The 16,612-nt window shown below is 29.6% G+C and carries 20 protein-coding genes; 7 read left to right on the plus strand and 13 right to left on the minus strand.

Translation table 11 applies throughout. The features are described from left to right. Positions 1-5: 5 nt before the first annotated feature. From ABGB03_RS03480 to ABGB03_RS03490, 3 genes are read right to left on the minus strand one after another with little or no spacing between them, the layout of a single operon-like run. Complete coding sequence (locus ABGB03_RS03480; RefSeq protein ID WP_347924860.1) at positions 6-392, minus strand: four helix bundle protein; 387 nt, start codon at positions 390-392, stop codon at positions 6-8. A 5-nt stretch (positions 393-397) separates the two neighbouring features. Continuing rightward, on the minus strand, positions 398-1,834 hold the full coding sequence (locus tag ABGB03_RS03485; RefSeq protein ID WP_347924862.1) for an HD domain-containing protein: 1,437 nt from the start codon (positions 1,832-1,834) through the stop codon (positions 398-400). Between the two features lie 47 nt (positions 1,835-1,881). After that, positions 1,882-2,445 (minus strand): L-threonylcarbamoyladenylate synthase, encoded by a 564-nt coding sequence (locus ABGB03_RS03490; RefSeq protein ID WP_347924863.1) that lies wholly within the window; start codon positions 2,443-2,445, stop codon positions 1,882-1,884. Positions 2,446-2,523: 78 nt separating this feature from the next. On the opposite strand from ABGB03_RS03490, the gene ABGB03_RS03495 reads away from it, so the two are divergent. Then, positions 2,524-3,270, plus strand: coding sequence for a lipopolysaccharide kinase InaA family protein (locus tag ABGB03_RS03495; protein ID WP_347924865.1), 747 nt, complete (start codon positions 2,524-2,526; stop codon positions 3,268-3,270). Between the two features lie 6 nt (positions 3,271-3,276). Here ABGB03_RS03495 and ABGB03_RS03500 read toward each other — a convergent pair whose 3' ends face one another. The 7 genes from ABGB03_RS03500 to ABGB03_RS03530 form a co-directional block, all read right to left on the minus strand. Beyond that, positions 3,277-4,032 carry a glycosyltransferase family 2 protein gene (locus tag ABGB03_RS03500; RefSeq protein ID WP_347924866.1) on the minus strand — a complete coding sequence of 252 codons (756 nt, stop codon included), beginning with the start codon at positions 4,030-4,032 and terminating at the stop codon, positions 3,277-3,279. Between the two features lie 9 nt (positions 4,033-4,041). Beyond that, positions 4,042-5,091, minus strand: coding sequence for a CDP-glycerol glycerophosphotransferase family protein (locus ABGB03_RS03505; protein ID WP_347924868.1), 1,050 nt, complete (start codon positions 5,089-5,091; stop codon positions 4,042-4,044). Positions 5,092-5,099: 8 nt separating this feature from the next. Further along, positions 5,100-5,780 carry a phosphocholine cytidylyltransferase family protein gene (locus ABGB03_RS03510; protein ID WP_347924870.1) on the minus strand — a complete coding sequence of 227 codons (681 nt, stop codon included), beginning with the start codon at positions 5,778-5,780 and terminating at the stop codon, positions 5,100-5,102. A 42-nt stretch (positions 5,781-5,822) separates the two neighbouring features. Continuing rightward, positions 5,823-6,767, minus strand: a complete 945-nt coding sequence (locus ABGB03_RS03515) for a Stealth CR1 domain-containing protein (protein ID WP_347924872.1) — start codon at positions 6,765-6,767, stop codon at positions 5,823-5,825. 35 nt (positions 6,768-6,802) lie between these two features. After that, the gene (locus tag ABGB03_RS03520) at positions 6,803-7,717 is read right to left on the minus strand and encodes an ATP-grasp fold amidoligase family protein (protein WP_347924873.1); all 915 of its coding nucleotides are present in this window, start codon (positions 7,715-7,717) and stop codon (positions 6,803-6,805) included. Positions 7,718-7,798: 81 nt separating this feature from the next. Further along, positions 7,799-8,467 (minus strand): hypothetical protein, encoded by a 669-nt coding sequence (locus ABGB03_RS03525; RefSeq protein WP_347924875.1) that lies wholly within the window; start codon positions 8,465-8,467, stop codon positions 7,799-7,801. Positions 8,468-8,471: 4 nt separating this feature from the next. After that, positions 8,472-9,287: a 2,3,4,5-tetrahydropyridine-2,6-dicarboxylate N-succinyltransferase gene (locus tag ABGB03_RS03530; RefSeq protein ID WP_347924877.1), complete on the minus strand. Its 816-nt coding sequence runs from the start codon at positions 9,285-9,287 to the stop codon at positions 8,472-8,474. A gap of 267 nt (positions 9,288-9,554) precedes the next feature. Between ABGB03_RS03530 and ruvX the strand changes: the two genes are divergently transcribed. From ruvX to ABGB03_RS03560, 6 genes are all read left to right on the plus strand, one after another. Then, complete coding sequence (gene ruvX, locus ABGB03_RS03535; RefSeq protein ID WP_347924879.1) at positions 9,555-9,965, plus strand: Holliday junction resolvase RuvX; 411 nt, start codon at positions 9,555-9,557, stop codon at positions 9,963-9,965. Positions 9,966-10,051: 86 nt separating this feature from the next. Further along, positions 10,052-10,642 carry a peptide deformylase gene (gene def, locus ABGB03_RS03540; RefSeq protein WP_347924881.1) on the plus strand — a complete coding sequence of 197 codons (591 nt, stop codon included), beginning with the start codon at positions 10,052-10,054 and terminating at the stop codon, positions 10,640-10,642. A 59-nt stretch (positions 10,643-10,701) separates the two neighbouring features. Further along, positions 10,702-11,118 (plus strand): DUF5606 domain-containing protein, encoded by a 417-nt coding sequence (locus ABGB03_RS03545; RefSeq protein ID WP_347924883.1) that lies wholly within the window; start codon positions 10,702-10,704, stop codon positions 11,116-11,118. Between the two features lie 324 nt (positions 11,119-11,442). Next, positions 11,443-12,768, plus strand: a complete 1,326-nt coding sequence (locus tag ABGB03_RS03550) for an MATE family efflux transporter (protein WP_347926367.1) — start codon at positions 11,443-11,445, stop codon at positions 12,766-12,768. A 3-nt stretch (positions 12,769-12,771) separates the two neighbouring features. Beyond that, entirely contained in the window at positions 12,772-12,999 is a 228-nt protein-coding gene (locus ABGB03_RS03555; protein ID WP_347924885.1) for a hypothetical protein, read from the plus strand. Between the two features lie 3 nt (positions 13,000-13,002). Then, positions 13,003-13,569, plus strand: a complete 567-nt coding sequence (locus tag ABGB03_RS03560; RefSeq protein WP_347924886.1) for a phosphatase PAP2 family protein — start codon at positions 13,003-13,005, stop codon at positions 13,567-13,569. Here the strand turns inward: ABGB03_RS03560 and ABGB03_RS03565 are convergent. From ABGB03_RS03565 to ABGB03_RS03575, 3 genes are read right to left on the minus strand one after another with little or no spacing between them, the layout of a single operon-like run. Continuing rightward, a complete protein-coding gene (locus ABGB03_RS03565; RefSeq protein ID WP_347924888.1) occupies positions 13,559-15,190 on the minus strand; it encodes a glycosyltransferase family 39 protein in 1,632 nt (543 codons plus the stop codon). The genes ABGB03_RS03560 and ABGB03_RS03565 overlap by 11 nt on opposite strands. After that, positions 15,180-15,806, minus strand: a complete 627-nt coding sequence (locus ABGB03_RS03570; RefSeq protein WP_347924890.1) for a lipid-A-disaccharide synthase N-terminal domain-containing protein — start codon at positions 15,804-15,806, stop codon at positions 15,180-15,182. The genes ABGB03_RS03565 and ABGB03_RS03570 overlap by 11 nt, the downstream gene beginning before the upstream one ends. Then, the gene (locus tag ABGB03_RS03575; protein ID WP_347924892.1) at positions 15,806-16,519 is read right to left on the minus strand and encodes a glycosyltransferase family 2 protein; all 714 of its coding nucleotides are present in this window, start codon (positions 16,517-16,519) and stop codon (positions 15,806-15,808) included. Before ABGB03_RS03575 ends, ABGB03_RS03570 begins: the two co-directional genes overlap by 1 nt. Between the last annotated feature and the right edge of the window lie 93 nt (positions 16,520-16,612).

Consider the following 16,612-nt stretch of genomic DNA (forward strand, 5'->3'; position numbering starts at 1 on the left):
AAGTTTCAAAGTTTCAAAGTTTCAAAGTTTTTACCTTTGAGTTTTCTTATAAAACTAGTTAACATTCGTTCAATTTCTCTTGTGTTTTTATAAAGATTTTCAAAATTATTTTCCTTAAAAAACTTTAAGTTATATGCGATTTCAAGTTGCGTTTGTAACTCAAATAATGAGCTTAAGGCAATATTTAAAAACCTTAAGTAATCTTTTGTTCCTTCTCTTCCATAGCCTTCTGCAATATTACTAGGTATTGATGTAGCAGATCTTTTTATTTGAGAAGTTAAAGCATATAGTTTATCCGACGGAAATATTTTTACTTCATTATAAATTTCTGTAACTAATAACATAGATTTTTGCCATACTAATAGTTTTCTATATGTGTGATTATTTTCCATATTAACTATGAATCTTTGTTATTTTGTAACTTTACAGATAATCCTAGTTTTTTACCTTCTTCTATCATTAAGTTATAAGCCGACTCGAATTCATTAGGAATATTGCCTTCTAAAATCGCCTCTTTAATAGCCTCTTTAATAATACCAATTTCACGTGAAGGTTTTAAATTAAACGTTTTCATAATTTCATCACCAGAAACAGGTGGTTGAAAATTTCTAATATGATCACGTTCTTCTACTTCTACAATTTTTTGCCTAACAATTTTAAAGTTATTATGATACTTTTTAAATTTTTTAGGATTCTTTGTAGTAATATCTGCTTCACAGAGGGTCATTAAATCATCTACATAATCACCTGCGTCAAATACTAAGCGACGAACAGCTGAATCGGTTATATCATCTTGAGCGAGTACTATAGGGCGTGAGCTCATAAATACCATTTTTTGAACAAATTTCATTTTGTCATTCAATGGCAATTTCAATCTTTTAAATAAGTGATATACCATTTTGGAACCTTCAAATTCATGTCCATGAAACGTCCAACCTACTTTTTTGCTAAACTTTTTGGTTGGTGCTTTTCCAATATCATGTAGTAAAGCTGCCCAACGTAGCCAAACATCATTTGTGTGTTTTGAAATATTATCGACAACTTCTAATGTATGGTAAAAATTGTCCTTATGTCGTTGACCTTCGACTTCTTCAATACCTTTTAATGCTGTTAGCTCGGGTAGAATATACTCTAATAATCCTGTTTTTTCTAGTAATATAAACCCTAAAGAAGGCTTGTCACATTCTAATATTTTATTTAGTTCGGTAACAATGCGTTCTTTAGTAATAATAGCAATACGCTTGTTATTTTTTGTAATTGCGTTTAATGAGGTGTCTTCAATCTCGAAACCTAATTGAGTTGCAAATCTTATGGCTCGGAGCATACGCAAAGGATCATCACTATAAGTTATATTTGGGTCTAAAGGTGTGCGAATTATTTTTTTATTTAAATCTAAAACACCATTAAACGGATCTAATAATTCTCCAAAGCCATCTACATTTAAACTAAAAGCAAGCGCATTAATAGTAAAGTCGCGACGATTTTGATCGTCTTCTAGTGTACCATTTTCAACAACAGGATTTCTACTATCTTCGGAATAAGATTCTTTTCGAGCTCCAACGAATTCAATTTCTATATCTTCAAACTTAAGCATTGCTGTGCCATAAGTTTTAAATACTTGAATTTTTGGAGTATTAGGAAGGTTTTTTGATACTTGTTTGGCTAGTTTAATACCGCTACCAATAGCAACAACGTCAATATCTTTATGAACTCCTCTATTTAAAATATAATCTCTAACAAAACCACCAATAACATAGCTTTCTAAATTCAACTCGTTAGCCGATTTTGAAATAACCTTAAAAATGGGATGCGCTAATGCTTGTTTGTAATTCATTCAATAAATCTGTATCAAAATGCTATTAAAGAAATAATAATTGATTTTTATTTTCTAATAACTTTAACTAGTCCATCACTACTCAATTTAATTATTGATGAGGCTTTGGTAGATTTTTTTTTGCGATCCAAATTTACAACATAGTCAACACCTTTTAAAATCTCTTGACTTATTTCTGAGTAAGATTTTGGTGAAGGTTCGTTGCTAATATTAGCTGAGGTAGAAACAATAGGCTTTTTGAACTTTTTTATAAGCTGATTACAAAAACTATGATTAACAATTCTTATGGCTAATGTATTGTCGTTTGCTACTATATTTTCAGCAATATGCAAGGGTTTGTCGTAAATTATGGTTGTAGGCTTATTAGCATATTTTAAAATATCGTAAGCCACCTCAGGTACTTCTTCAACATATTGATTTAGCATATTGAAATCACTAACTAAACAAATCATGGATTTAGATTCTTCACGTTGTTTAAGTCCATAAATACGTTTTATAGCGTTATAATTTGTAGCGTCACAACCAATACCCCAAATGGTGTCAGTCGGATATAATATAATGCCACCTTGCTTTAAAATTTGCAGTGCTTCATTTACTTCTTGATCAATCATGAACAAATATTTAAAAACTTAGATGGCAAAGTTAGCATTAGTTTTCTACTTTGTTTTAAAACTTTGTATTATTGCTATATGAATAAGGTATTTCATAAAATATATAAAGATTTAGAATCAGATATTGATCATTTCATTGAGTCTTTTGAAACTTCGGGTACATCAATAAAAGATAAAAGGAATAAATTAAAACTATTCAAGTTAAATAGTGTCGTTATTAATATTAAGGGGTTTAAAGTGCCTAATATTATTAATCGAATAGTTTACAAATTTTTTAGAAAGAGTAAAGCTCAACGATCATTTAATTATGCTAATAAACTTTTAAAATTGGAGATAGGAACACCACAGCCTATTGCGTATTATGAGTTTGCGAATAATGGACTTTTTTATAAAAGTTATTATGTGAGTGAACAAATTGAATACGATTTAACCTATCGGGAATTAATAAATGATTTTGATTACCCAGACTATGAAAACATTTTGAGGGACTTTACCAAGTTTACTTTTAAACTACATGAGAATAACATTCACTTTTTAGATCATTCACCAGGAAATACACTTATTAAAAAAGAGAATGGTACTTATAAGTTTTATTTGGTTGATTTAAACCGAATGAAGTTTGAGCCAATGTCATTTAATGAACGTATTAAGAATTTTGCAAGATTAACAGAGCATAAGGCTATGATTGAAATTATGAGTGATGAATACGCAAAATGTATGAATGCTGAATTTAATGAGGTTTTTAACAAAATGTGGAAGTATACGCAAGAGTTTAGACAAAGTATCCAAAGAAAAAAACGGTTAAAAAAGTTAGTTAAATTTTAAAAATAATTATTGTCTTCCTCTTCTTAATAGCCAAAGTTTTACATAGCGCATAAATACAACGTAGCCTTGTAAATAGCCAATGGTTAAGCCTACAAAACCATCTCTAAAACCACTCTGGATTATATAATGCTTAAAGAATCCCCAAAAAGGTTTTATAATAAAATGATAAGGTGTCAGTTTGCCTGTTTTTTTATCATAATCTTTTGCTTGAAGTGTTGCATAACGGTTTAGTTTTTCGATGTACTTATCAAAAGTAGTATAGGTATTATGATAGAACTTGTTTTTTAATTTAACTACTTTACCATTAACAATAAGTTTTGCATGGACTTGTTTGTCTTCATATGTGCATAAATCTCTTTTAAAAAGTCTAATTACGCCATCATTTCTCCATCCACTATATTTAACACGCTCGCCCATAAAATGATTATTTCTACCTATCCAATAGGCAGCAGCATCATTTTCAGGTTTGTTGAGTATTTCTTTTATTTCTTGTTCAAGCTCAGGAGTTACCCGCTCATCAGCATCAACTAGTAAAACCCACTCATGTTCAGCTTGAGGAATAGCCCAGTTTTTTTGAGAAGCTGAATATTTATACTCTCTTCTTATGACTCTAGTAGCTAAATCTAGAGCTTTTTCGTAAGTTCCATCGATACTAAAACTATCAACAACTAGTATTTCGTCAGCAAATTTTACAGAAGCAATTACATCTTCAATATTATGAATTTCGTTTCCTGTTGGGATAATTGCTGTAAGCTTACTCATTAATAATATTTAGTATTTGTTTTGTTTTCCGAAAATAGAATAAATTTTAAATCGTCTTAAAAATGATAATTTTCTCTTACTTGGAACACCATTAGTTTTTATGTAATTTTCTGTCGCTTCTACCATTCTAAGTGCTGAATTACCATCATTATATGGATGAAACTGCTGACAAATATAACTTCTAGATTTAGCATAAGGATCTTTAATAAGATTAATTTGTACTAATTTTTCTAGTTCATCGTATTCACTGGAATTTTCCCAATGAATTTCTTTAGATATATTATTAAAAGTAATGGCTGGCTTATCTAAAAGTAAAAACTCATAGATTACAGATGAAGTATCACTTATTAATATATCTGCCATTAATAAAAATTTGACAATGTTCTTTTCGGTTTGAAATATAACATTAGGAGTAGTATTAGCTAATTCTTGATAATTTTTTAACCATTGCTTATCCATTAAAGGATGAAACTTTAAGAAAATTAAATAGTTGGAATTGTTATCTGCAAGTTTTTTTATCTGTTCAATTAAAAAAGGAGCTGATGTTAATTTAGGAGAAAAAGTTGGTGCATAAAGTAAAACATATTTAGAAGTATGCTTTTTAATTAAATTATTTTTCTCATTATTATAAATAGTTTTATCTCTACCATAAATATCTAGTTTTGGCCAACCTGTTTCTATAACATCGAAGTTCTTGTATTTTGTTTTTAGACTATTAAAAGTATTTGTAAAATATGGTCCTTGTGTAAGGTATAAATCAAAATAGTGTCTTATTCTAAAATGACCTTTTTTTTCTCCAGCTAAACCATGAAATATTTGTGTTTTTAAACCTCTTAAGTAATGCGGTACTTGATTTCCAGGAATAAAAATGACATCACTTTTATAAACTTCTAAATCGTATATTTTATTAGTATGTTTGTCTTTTTTATAAGGAAAATCACTAAGTATTTTATCTGCTACATACCAAATGTAATCATAACCTTTATCTACAAGAACTTTTTTTATTGGTTCTAAAATTCCAAAGGAATAATTGTTTTGACAAAATAATATAAACTTCATTTTATATACTAAAGCATGTTATTTGCATTTTCTAAATCTTCAGCAAAATCTATTTCCATACAATTATACATTGAAATGTTTACAGCTTTTATTTTTAGATTGTCTTTCTCTATTGCAAGTTCTAAGCCTCTTTCAAAATAATCATTAGCATCACATTCTTCTAATCTTTCGATAAACTTAATAATGTCGTTAGAGGAGATGTAATTAATCCCTACTGCCTCACCAAGACCATTTTTGACAATTTTTGAAAGCTCTTTAATGTAACCATCTTTAAGTGTGTATTTCACTTCTTCTTCAGCTACTTTACTTGTATTTACAGCAACAAACGAGATATTTTTTTTAATGTATGGATCTAGAACATTAAAAACTTGTTCGTCAAAAACTACATCACCATTAAACCATAGGACAGATTCATTTCGATGTTTTTTTAAAGCTTGTAATAAGCTTTTTGAAGTATTTGTTCTGTCAAAAAAAGGATTATATACATAAGTTAATTCGGGAAAACGTTCCATAATTAAGTCTTTTTTAAAGCCAACTACTACATTGATATCGTCAATATTGTACTTTAAAGAAATATTTTCTGTTTGCATTTTCATAATGCTCTTGCCATTTTTTAAAGGTGTTAGCGGTTTTGGAAATGGGTTTCCAAGCCTTGATCCAATTCCAGCTGCAAGAATTATTATTTTCATAAATGAAGTTTTTTTTAATATTAATTAAATAAAAAAGAGCTTTTATGTTATACGCTTTTCTAACCATTGTAATATATAGTTTAAAATGGTTGGCGGACAAAGATCTAAACTTTGTAAACCTAGAAACAACTTTCGGTTATATTTTTTGTTTAATTTAAATTTATACCAAAATAAAGGCTTTTTATAAGATCTTAAATAAATTAATTGCAAATCGTTTTTTAAAACGCATGTTTTATTCTTTATTTCTATATGATTTGCTAAACCTTGGGGTGTAAATTGGCTTTCACTTCTAAACTTATGTTTTATATTTTCTATAAAAACTTTTGGATTAGCTTTAAAATAACTTTCAAAAGTTGATTTTCTAAGTGGATGTGGTGTATGTCTAAAGTTGTAATACTTTTTAAAACCAATAAGTTGTGCTGCTTTTTGTTGTGCAGATTTATGACCAACTTTTATTTTTTTGAATTTTTTGTAGAATATGTCTTTATGAAATTTTAACCATTTTCCTCTTAATATTGGGTACCCATCCTTAAAGAAGTCGCTAGGTTTTGTGTTATTAATTAAGAAGAAATCATCGTTAAAATAAATAAAATGTTCCGCTAAATTGGGTATTCTGTGCATGCACGTTTCTATTGGCCTGCAATTAAAAGTTGGTAAATATTCATTATAACCTTTAAAGATGATACTGTGATCAATTATGGATACTTTTTTATAATGATTCTCAATGCTTTCTGAAGTCAAAAAAATTGGTGATTGATTATCAGTAATAATAAATATATTTCTAATAAAAGGCGCGAATTTTAAAATAGAATCAATAGTAAACTTTATTTCATTTACTTGATCAAATCTAGTTCTAAACTTCTTTGAATTAATTTTTTCTTTGTCTTTAATATAAGGTAGTATTTTTTCTTTATGCTTTTCATCATTTCCATCAACCCATAGAATTACTGCGTCTATTGGGTGGTTTTTAATTTTGTCTTTTATCATAATTTACATCAAATGGAAAACGGAATATTAAAGAATTAGATTATTTTGGTAATAACCTTTTGCCCTTCTTTGAGTTTTGGAAGTGTAAAATAATCACCAATAATGGTATTATATTTATCAGGATAAAAATCCTTTCTTCCATCCGAAGGATAAAAAGTCATTTCTCCAAAGATAGCTTTTCCGTTAATAGAGTAAAAATCAACACGTACAAAAGGGAAATTGGTAGCTAAGATTTCGGAAAGTTTTATCATCTCTTCAAGATTAATGGGCTTTTCGATACCAGCAGAGATACTTTTATAAGATTTGCTTTTACCAAATGGCAGTAAATTAAAATTCAAATCAAAACACCCTTGTTTGTGATCGTCTTCTCTATCTATATGTACATCTATAAATTTTGCAACGCCATCAAAACAATAAAATTTATAATCAGTAAGTGCACTTTTGCCACTCTCTATTAAAATTTTTTCAGCAATTAACCTTGGTTGTACACTTTTATAAGCCCACTCTTGTCCAGCACGATAGTATTGATTTTTGCCTAACCATTTTTTGAATAAGCGAGTGGCTTTACCTTTATTAAGTTTATTTTTATCTTTTACTATTAGATTATGGCCACTTGTATGAGTTGCTTTTATTACGAACTGATTTGGTAATTCATTAAATGGAACGTCTTTAGCTTTTTTATAAACACCATAAATTTCGTTAAGATATTTACTGCCAATTTTTTCTTTAACATACTCTCTAACTGCATATTTATCTACTAGTTGATTAAGAACCTTTGGATGATAAAAAACTTTATACCATTGAATTTTTTCATTAAACTCTCGTGGGTTCTCTAGGTTTAATTTTTTACCAGTATAATATTCAAAAAGATAATGTGCATAAATTTTTGGAGGTAAAAATCGCATTTTTCGCAACATTCTTAAACTGAATTTACGTATACTTTTTAGCATTATTTAAATAGTTTGAGCAAATATAAAATAAAATTTATAGCTATTTTTAAGAGCTATTTGATTCGTAATAAAGGTGAATAGTCACTTTAATAGATAACCAAATCCATCTCTTACATATTGTTTACAAGGTGCACATTTGCCACAAGGTTTTTCGTTAGATTTATGACAAAACCAAGTTAGTTCCATTAAATCAGCAAAGTTGTTTTCTTCAGCTATAGTTTTCATTTCAGGTTTCGAAATAGTAACCAAAGGAAATGTCATGTTTGAAAAGAGATACTTTCTTGAAAAACCTATCTTCTTAGTGTTCAACCTCCAATTTGATCCTATTTTTTCATCCTTAAATTCAATAAGTTGGTCAAAAAGAAAAAACTTATCTAAGTCTTCATTGTGCAACGATAGCTCTAAATCTTTATATTCATATTTTTTTGCTATACAAGCTAACCAGTAGTATTGTTTACCTAAATTCACTTTATATCTAAGAAACTTATGTATTACTTTTAATGATAAGTTAGAAGGAATATCTTGCCTTTTAATAATCTTTAGCGGAAGTATTTGACCTTTTGAATGTTTAAATTTTAAATCTATTCTGCTGGAAATATTCTCTATTGCTTCCAGTTCCTTGCTCGAAGATATCCTATTATGATCAATTACATAAATTGGTTGAATTGTTGCTCCTAGACGATACAATTGAATAACCCTAAATGTAGAATCCCAACCTCCAGTCCATAGGACGTTATTTGTTTTTGCCATTTAATTAAACGGCTACATTATGAGTTCGCAAAGCATCATTAAGAGAGGTTTTTTTATTGGTACTTTCTTTACGCTTACCAATAATTAATGCACAAGGTACATTATAATCACCAGCTGGAAATTTTTTAGTGTAACTACCAGGAATCACCACAGAACGAGCTGGTACACGACCTTTTAGTTCTAGAGGTTTATCTCCAGTAACATCAATAATTTTTGTTGAACCTGTAAGCACAACATTTGCACCTAAAACAGCTTCCTTTTCTACATGGACACCTTCTACTACAACACAGCGTGATCCAATAAACGCATTATCTTCAATAATTACTGGAGCTGCTTGCAATGGTTCTAATACACCACCAATACCAACACCGCCAGATAAATGCACGTTTTTTCCAATTTGTGCACAACTACCAACAGTTGCCCAAGTATCAACCATAGTGCCTTCATCAACGTATGCACCTATATTTACATAACTAGGCATAAGTATAGTTCCAGCCGAAATATAAGCTCCATGTCTAACGACAGCATGTGGAACCACACGTATTCCTTTTTTGGCATAGCCAGTTTTTAAAGGGATTTTGTCATGAAATTCTAATGGACCAACTTCAATAGTTTTCATTTTTTGGATTGGAAAATATAAAACTACTGCTTTTTTAACCCACTCGTTTACTTGCCATCCATTACTAATTGGTTCAGCTACACGTAATTCTCCTGAATCTAATAAATGAATCACTTCTCTAATTGTAGTAATAGTCTTTTCTTGGTTTAAAAGCTCTCGATTCTCCCAAGCTGCTTCAATAATCGTTCTAATTTTCTCCATTTAGTATAAATTTCGATACAAATATAAAAGTATATATCTATTAAGAGTAATTTGAATTGATATTGAACATAAAAATGTGACTTTGTTAAATAAACTGTGTCTTATTAACAGTATAGCTAAAAAGCATTAACCTTAAACTAATTAATTGCTTACTTTATTTTGGTTAATATTCTAAATTTTTTGTCAATTGAAGATTTAGAAAGCCCTGAATATTTTAAAACTCCCTAATTAGGGAGTTTTTTATTTACCTTTGCATGACAAATTATTATGGGAAGAATTTTAGCATTAGATTTTGGAAAAAAACGTACCGGAATAGCCATCACAGATGAATTACAAATTATTGCTTCTGGCTTAAAAACTATTGAAACAGTAGAGTTAATGTCTTTTTTAAAAGAGTATGTTTTAAATGAAATGATAGAATTGTTTTTGGTTGGAGAACCTAAACAAATGGATTATTCTGAATCTGAAAGTGAAGTTATTATCAAGCCATTTATTAAAAAGTTAGAAAAAGAGTTTCCTAATATTCCAATAATAAGAGTAGATGAACGCTTTACATCTAAAATGGCGTTTCAAACTATGATAGATAGCGGATTAAAAAAAGGCAAACGGAGAAATAAAGCTTTGGTTGATGAAATTAGTGCTACTATAATTTTGCAAAGTTATTTATATAATAAATAGTTATATCTACTCATTCCTTTTTAAAGGAGTTTTTATTTAAAAACCGATAAGTATTGTATTTTTGCAAAACTTTATAAAATGTAAAAATGATTTTACCGATTATTGCTTATGGCGACCCTGTATTAAGAAAAAAGGCAAAAGTTGTTTCTCTAGATTATCCAAATCTTGAAGCGCTTATTGCGAATATGTACGAAACAATGTATAATGCTTTTGGTGTTGGACTAGCTGCTCCTCAAGTAGGATTATCTATTCGTATTTTTTTGGTAGATGCGTCTCCTTTTGCTGAAGATGAAGAACTTAATGAAGAAGAGCGTACACAACTAAAAAATTTTAAGCAAACATTTATTAATGCAAAAATCTTAGAAGAAGAGGGTGATGAGTGGGCGTTTAATGAAGGGTGTTTAAGTATACCAAATGTTAGAGAAGATGTTTTTAGAAAGCCTAAAGTTAAAATTCAATTTCAGGATGAAAATTTCGAAACTCATATAAAAGAATTTAATGGAATTTTAGCAAGAGTCATTCAGCATGAATACGATCATATAGAAGGCATTCTATTTACCGATAAAATTTCAACTTTAAAAAAACGACTCATAAAAGGGAAGCTTTCAAATATATCAAAAGGCAAAACAAACGTTGATTATAAAATGCGTTTCCCAGACTTGAAAAAAAAGCGATAATATTTTAATAAATATTTAAAACGAATGATATATTTGTCGCGTTTAAAAAATAATACACTATGAGCTTAGAAAAGATTTTATCAATTGCACAAAAACCAGGACTCTTTAAGTTAGTAACACAAACTAGAGGAGGTTTTATTGCGGAGTCTTTAATAGATGGCAAAAGAGTATCTGCTAACCTTAGAAGTAATGTAAGTTTATTAAGCGAGATTGCTGTATATACCTTAACTGAAGAAGTGCCTTTAAGAAAGGTGTTTAAAAAGATTAAAGAAAAGGAAAATGGTGCAGAAACAAGTGTAACTCATAAAGACAGTAAAGATGCTTTAGAAGAATATTTCTTTGAAGTATTGCCAGATTATGATGAAGATAGAGTATATGTAAGTGATATTAAAAAAATCATCAAGTGGTATAATTTATTGCAAAAAAATGATTTATTAAATAATCTAGAGGAAGAAACCTCAGACGAAGAAGAATAAAAAAAGGGAAATGTACATTTCCCTTTTTTGTTGAAACCTTTTAACGTAAGTATTAAAAATCCCTCTAAAATATATAGCTAAAAGTTTCTACTATTCATATTTTATAATAAGTAATAGCAAATAGCAGCGTAAATTTAATGGAATTTAACTATTAACCGAAAAAATATTTCATTTTTTTTATTAACAATTTCTCTATTTAATACTTTTACTCTCAATTAGATAATCCAAATTCAAAGGCTACCTTTACACTTCTTAAAAAACTACTAAGTGCTTTCAATTTATACTAAAGAGTTTAAATACAATTTAAAACTAGCAACTCCAGTAATGCTAGGTATGCTAGGGCATACCTTTGTAAGTTTGGTTGATAATATAATGGTAGGTCAATTAGGATCTGCTGAACTTGCAGCAGTATCACTTGGTAATAGTTTTATATTTATAGCCATGTCTTTGGGTATAGGGTTTTCAACAGCCATTACACCTTTAATAGCTGAAGCAGATTCAGAAAAAAACTTCAAAAAAGGAAAGTCATCTTTTAAGCATGGTTTGTTTTTATGTACAGTTTTAAGTTTAGCGCTTTTTGTGTTAATTCTACTAGCAAAACCTTTAATGTATTTAATGAAACAACCTGAAGAAGTGGTTGTTCTGGCTATGCCTTATCTGGATTTAGTAGCTTTTTCGCTCATTCCTTTAATTATTTTTCAAGGATTTAAGCAGTTCAGTGATGGTTTGTCGTTAACAAAATACCCAATGTATGCAACCATTTTAGCGAATGTTATAAATGTAGCTCTAAATTATGTATTGATTTTTGGAAAGCTTGGATTTTCGCAAATGGGAATAGTTGGTGCGGCAATAGGCACATTAGCTTCAAGAGTTATTATGCTTTTTTTCTTATGGTATTTACTTAAAAACAAAGAAAAATCTAAAGCATATGTTACCAACATAAAGTTTTTTGTGTTGAACAATAGCATGATTAAAAAAATTCTAAACCTAGGATTCCCAAGTGCAATGCAAATGTTTTTTGAAGTTGCCATTTTTACAGGAGCTATCTGGTTAAGTGGGTTACTAGGAAAAAATCCGCAAGCAGCTAACCAAATTGCACTTAATTTATCATCTATGACTTTTATGGTGGCTATGGGGTTAAGTGTGGCAGCAATGGTGAGAGTAGGAAATCAAAAAGGATTAAAGGATTTTAAAGAACTTAGAAGAATTGCATTTTCTATATTTTTATTAGGACTAGGATTAGCTTTTATTTTTGCAATTTTATTCTTGTTATTTCATAAAATGTTACCAACAATATATGTAGATTTAAATGATGCTACTAACTTTATTGATAATACAGAGGTAGTATCTATTGCTGCAAAGCTATTAATTGCAGCAGCAGTTTTTCAATTGAGCGATAGTGTGCAAGTAACTGTTTTGGGTGCACTTAGAGGATTGCAAGATGTTAAAATACCTACCATCATTACTTTTATTTCTTATTGGATGATAGGATTTCCAATTAGTTATTTTTTAGGTAAGGAAGATGCCTACGGTAGTTTTGGTATTTGGTTAGGGTTATTGGTAGGCTTAACTTCAGCTGCAATTTTATTGTATCTTAGGTTTAATTATCTAACAAAACGTTTAATTTCGCAAGAAGAAAACAATATGTAATATATGGAACTTCCTAAATTTATTCTTGGAGATAACACCGATTTGCCAAACGCTATTTTTGTAATTCATACTGAATTCCCAAGATTTATTATCAATCTTGAAAATGACGAAGTAGAGTGGTTTGAAGATTTCGATCAACATGATGAAAAAGAATTGTTGAGCGAAACAGAAAACTTGATTGAAGAAGCGTCTCAATTTTACGATAGAGAAGTAAGCAGATATGATGAGTAAAAGATGTTAGACTTAATATTACAATACGATACCGAACTTTTTTTATTTCTAAATAATCTAGGAAACACAACTTGGGATGGATTTTGGCTAGTAGTAACTAATAAGCTTACATTTATTCCTCTATATGCTGTGCTGTTATATTTAATTTATAAGCATTTAGGATGGAAAACCTCATTATTATTGGTTTTGGTTATAGCTGGAATGATTACGTTTACTGATCAGATTACTAATTTATTTAAAGATAGTTTTCAGCGCCCAAGACCATGTAGAGTAAATGACTTAGAAGGGTTAATACGCTATGTAGCTCCAAGGTGTGGTAAATATGGTTTCTTTTCTGGTCATTCATCTAACTCAATGGCAGCAGCAGTTTTTGCAGGGTTATTGTTGAGACCATATTATAAGAAGTTGATTTTTATACTCCTTTTTTGGAGTGCAGTTGTTGCATATAGTAGAATTTACGTAGGTGTTCATTATCCGTTAGATATTATTTGCGGACTCGCTTTTGGAGCTTTTGCAGGTTTTATATTTTATAAACTACAAATCTACCTTAGAAAGCGTTTTATTTCTTAGTAAAGATATAGAGCTTGCTTACCAATCTTTTTTTGTAACCTCTTTCTCCATTCGCTTTTCTATTAAGATTGAATACTTCTTTTGGTTGAATAATAAAGGTTTCTTCCAAGAATTGTAATTGGTGTTTTTCTAATTTTTTAGATAAAATCGCAAACTTGGATTCTGATGGAAAGTTATACGTTGAATCGGTATGTATTTGTGGGATTTTTGTTCCAAATTGCCAAATCATTTCTGGTGCAACTCCGTTAAGCGAGTAGATAGATAAGTTTTCCTTCTCTAATTGCGATTTTAAGCTTGATATTGAATTGTAACTTGCTGTTCCTTGAATTTTTGACAACGGTAAAACTGAAACCAATACAGCGACCATAAAGGCAATACTTAAATAAAAAACCTGTTTCATTTGTTTTCTTTTTAAGTTTAAAATTATTAGTATGCCAATAGTTAGTAAAACCACTGAAGCTAACAAAAACCATAACAAAATAGTTCCAGTTAAAAATGTACCAATAGCAAATCCAACTAATGGGAACAATATACCTATACAAGCAATGAGTCCAAAGTTAAAATAGACAGGAATTGTTTCTTTTTTATCCTTGATATCTTTAAATTTCCTAATTAAATATTCAATATAAAAACCTGTATTAATAGCCATTGGAATTAAAACTGGCATTAAATATCTCGACTTCTTTTCAGGAATTATAGATAGTAAGATAACTGCAAAAATGGTCCAGTAAAAGCTAAACCTATAAGCTTTTAAATTGCTCACTCTAGATTTCATATAAGGGTATAGTAAAGCAATAAACGCAGGAATTGTCCACAAGCCACTTTGTGTAAAGAAGCTCCAATAGTAATAAAATGGACGTACGTTATAACTTCCCCAATTTCCTGTTTCTTTAGAGGTAATTTCATTAAAAGTTATTGGGTCTTCCAATCGCACATATAAATACCACCAACCACCAATAATTAGTGCTATGATAATAAAGGAGAAAATAGAAAATGTCTTTGCTCTTAAATTTTTGAATTTATAGCTGAATCCATAGGCTAATAAAAAAGGTAGTAATAAGGCATACAATGAAATTGGACCTTTACATAAAATGGACAATCCAAAAAATAGACCAGCTATTAAAGTGTGTTTCCAATAATTTGTCTTTTTTTCGAATAGTTGAAACAAATGTAAAATTGAAACAAGCATAAATCCGTGGGTAAAAATATCCCATGGAGCTTCAATAATTATTCCTATAACGTAAAATGAGGTAATAGTTATAAAAGCATTTATTAATGCATGTGTTTTGTTGTTTAATAGTTTTAAGCTTAGTAGATAAGATGCAATTCCTGTAACTGCTACCATCAGTATTCCAGGGAGTCTTAAAGCAAATATATTTTTTATTCCAAAAAGTAAACCAGATAAAGCAGCTAGCCAACTTGGTAATGGTGGTTTTTGGTAGCGCGGTTTACCATTCATAGTGGTTAACAACCAGTTCCCATCATCAATCATTTCTCTAGCTGTAATAAAATTGCGAGCCTCCATTATAGTTACATCAATTACATCGATATTAATGCAAAGCATTAATAACACAATTACAATAATTGACATAATTGGATGTTGCTCAATTTTATTCAGCATCTTGTTTGTGTAAAATAACTAAGTTTCTAATATATATGATAGAGCCTAATAAATGACCAATAAATAACACAGGGTCTTCCCTAATAATAGCATAGGTTAAAATTAAAACAGAGCCTACTAAGCTTAACAGCCAAAACCCTAAAGGTAGCGAAGACGATTTTTTATATTCGGAATATAACCATTGATATACAAAACGTAATGTGAAAATCACTTGCGAAATAATTCCAAGCCATAGTAACCATAATGGAATAGCTTCATTTCTAAATAGCACATCTCTATCAATCACATTATTATTAAAATAATAAATTGCTATAAGAATAGGAAAACTATACAAAAACCATCTTATAGCCCAATGAAATTTTTGCCATTCATTTTGTAATTGAAGGTTTCGTATATAAATAAAATAGGTTAGAGTTTGACCTAACATGATTGCAAAATCATCTCTTAAATAACCATAAATAAATAATAGGAATGAAGCAATTAAACTCAATGTCCAAAACAGTGTTGGCGTAATTACTTTACGTTGTTTTTCCGAAGTAATCCACTGCACTACTAATCTAGAAGAAAATAAGATTTGGGCAATAAATCCAATAGTATATATTAGCCAATCACTCATTAACCTTTTTTGCTAACATCATAGTTAATGTACTTTCGTTTCATCCATAAATAAGCAAAACAATCGCTTAAAGGTCCTAACAATCTGTTCCATAAACCAAATTTTGCTTCTCCAGCAATACGCGGAAAATGCTGCACAGGAATTTGAATGATTTTTCCATTTTGCAACAAAATCATTGCGGGCAAAAAACGATGTAAACCTTTAAACATAGGGATACGTTTTGCATACGCTGTTTTAATCACTTTTAAAGGACATCCAGTGTCATCCATCCCGTCATGTGTAAAAGCGCGTCTGATACCATTGGCAATTTTAGACGACATGTTTTTCACGAAAGAGTCTTTTCGATTTGCTCTAACGCCTGTTACTAAATCGTATTCACCAATCTGTTCAAGTAATAAATTAAAATCCTCTGGAGCTGTTTGTAAATCGGAATCTATATAACCAACTAATTCGGTCTCAGTATAATCAAAACCTGCTTTAATAGCTGCACTTAAGCCTCTATTTTCTTTAAAACTTATATAGTTGAAATTAGGATTTCTATTGCAAATATTTTCTATAAGTTCTTGGCTCCTATCCTTAGAACCATCATTAACAAACAAAATACAGGTAGGAACAGAGGCTTTCTTAGAGTATTCCAGTAGTTCACTTTCTACGCGTTCCAGATTATCTTCTTCATTATAAACAGGAACAACGATAGTAAATTGGTAATCCATTCAAATTAGTTTTGTGCTACAAAAGTATTCTTTTTTAGAATAAATATCTTGCTTGATGATTTAAATATAAAAAGATAGTAAATTGCGTCATCA

The organism is Pontimicrobium sp. SW4, from assembly GCF_039954625.1.
GTDB lineage: Bacteria > Bacteroidota > Bacteroidia > Flavobacteriales > Flavobacteriaceae > Pontimicrobium.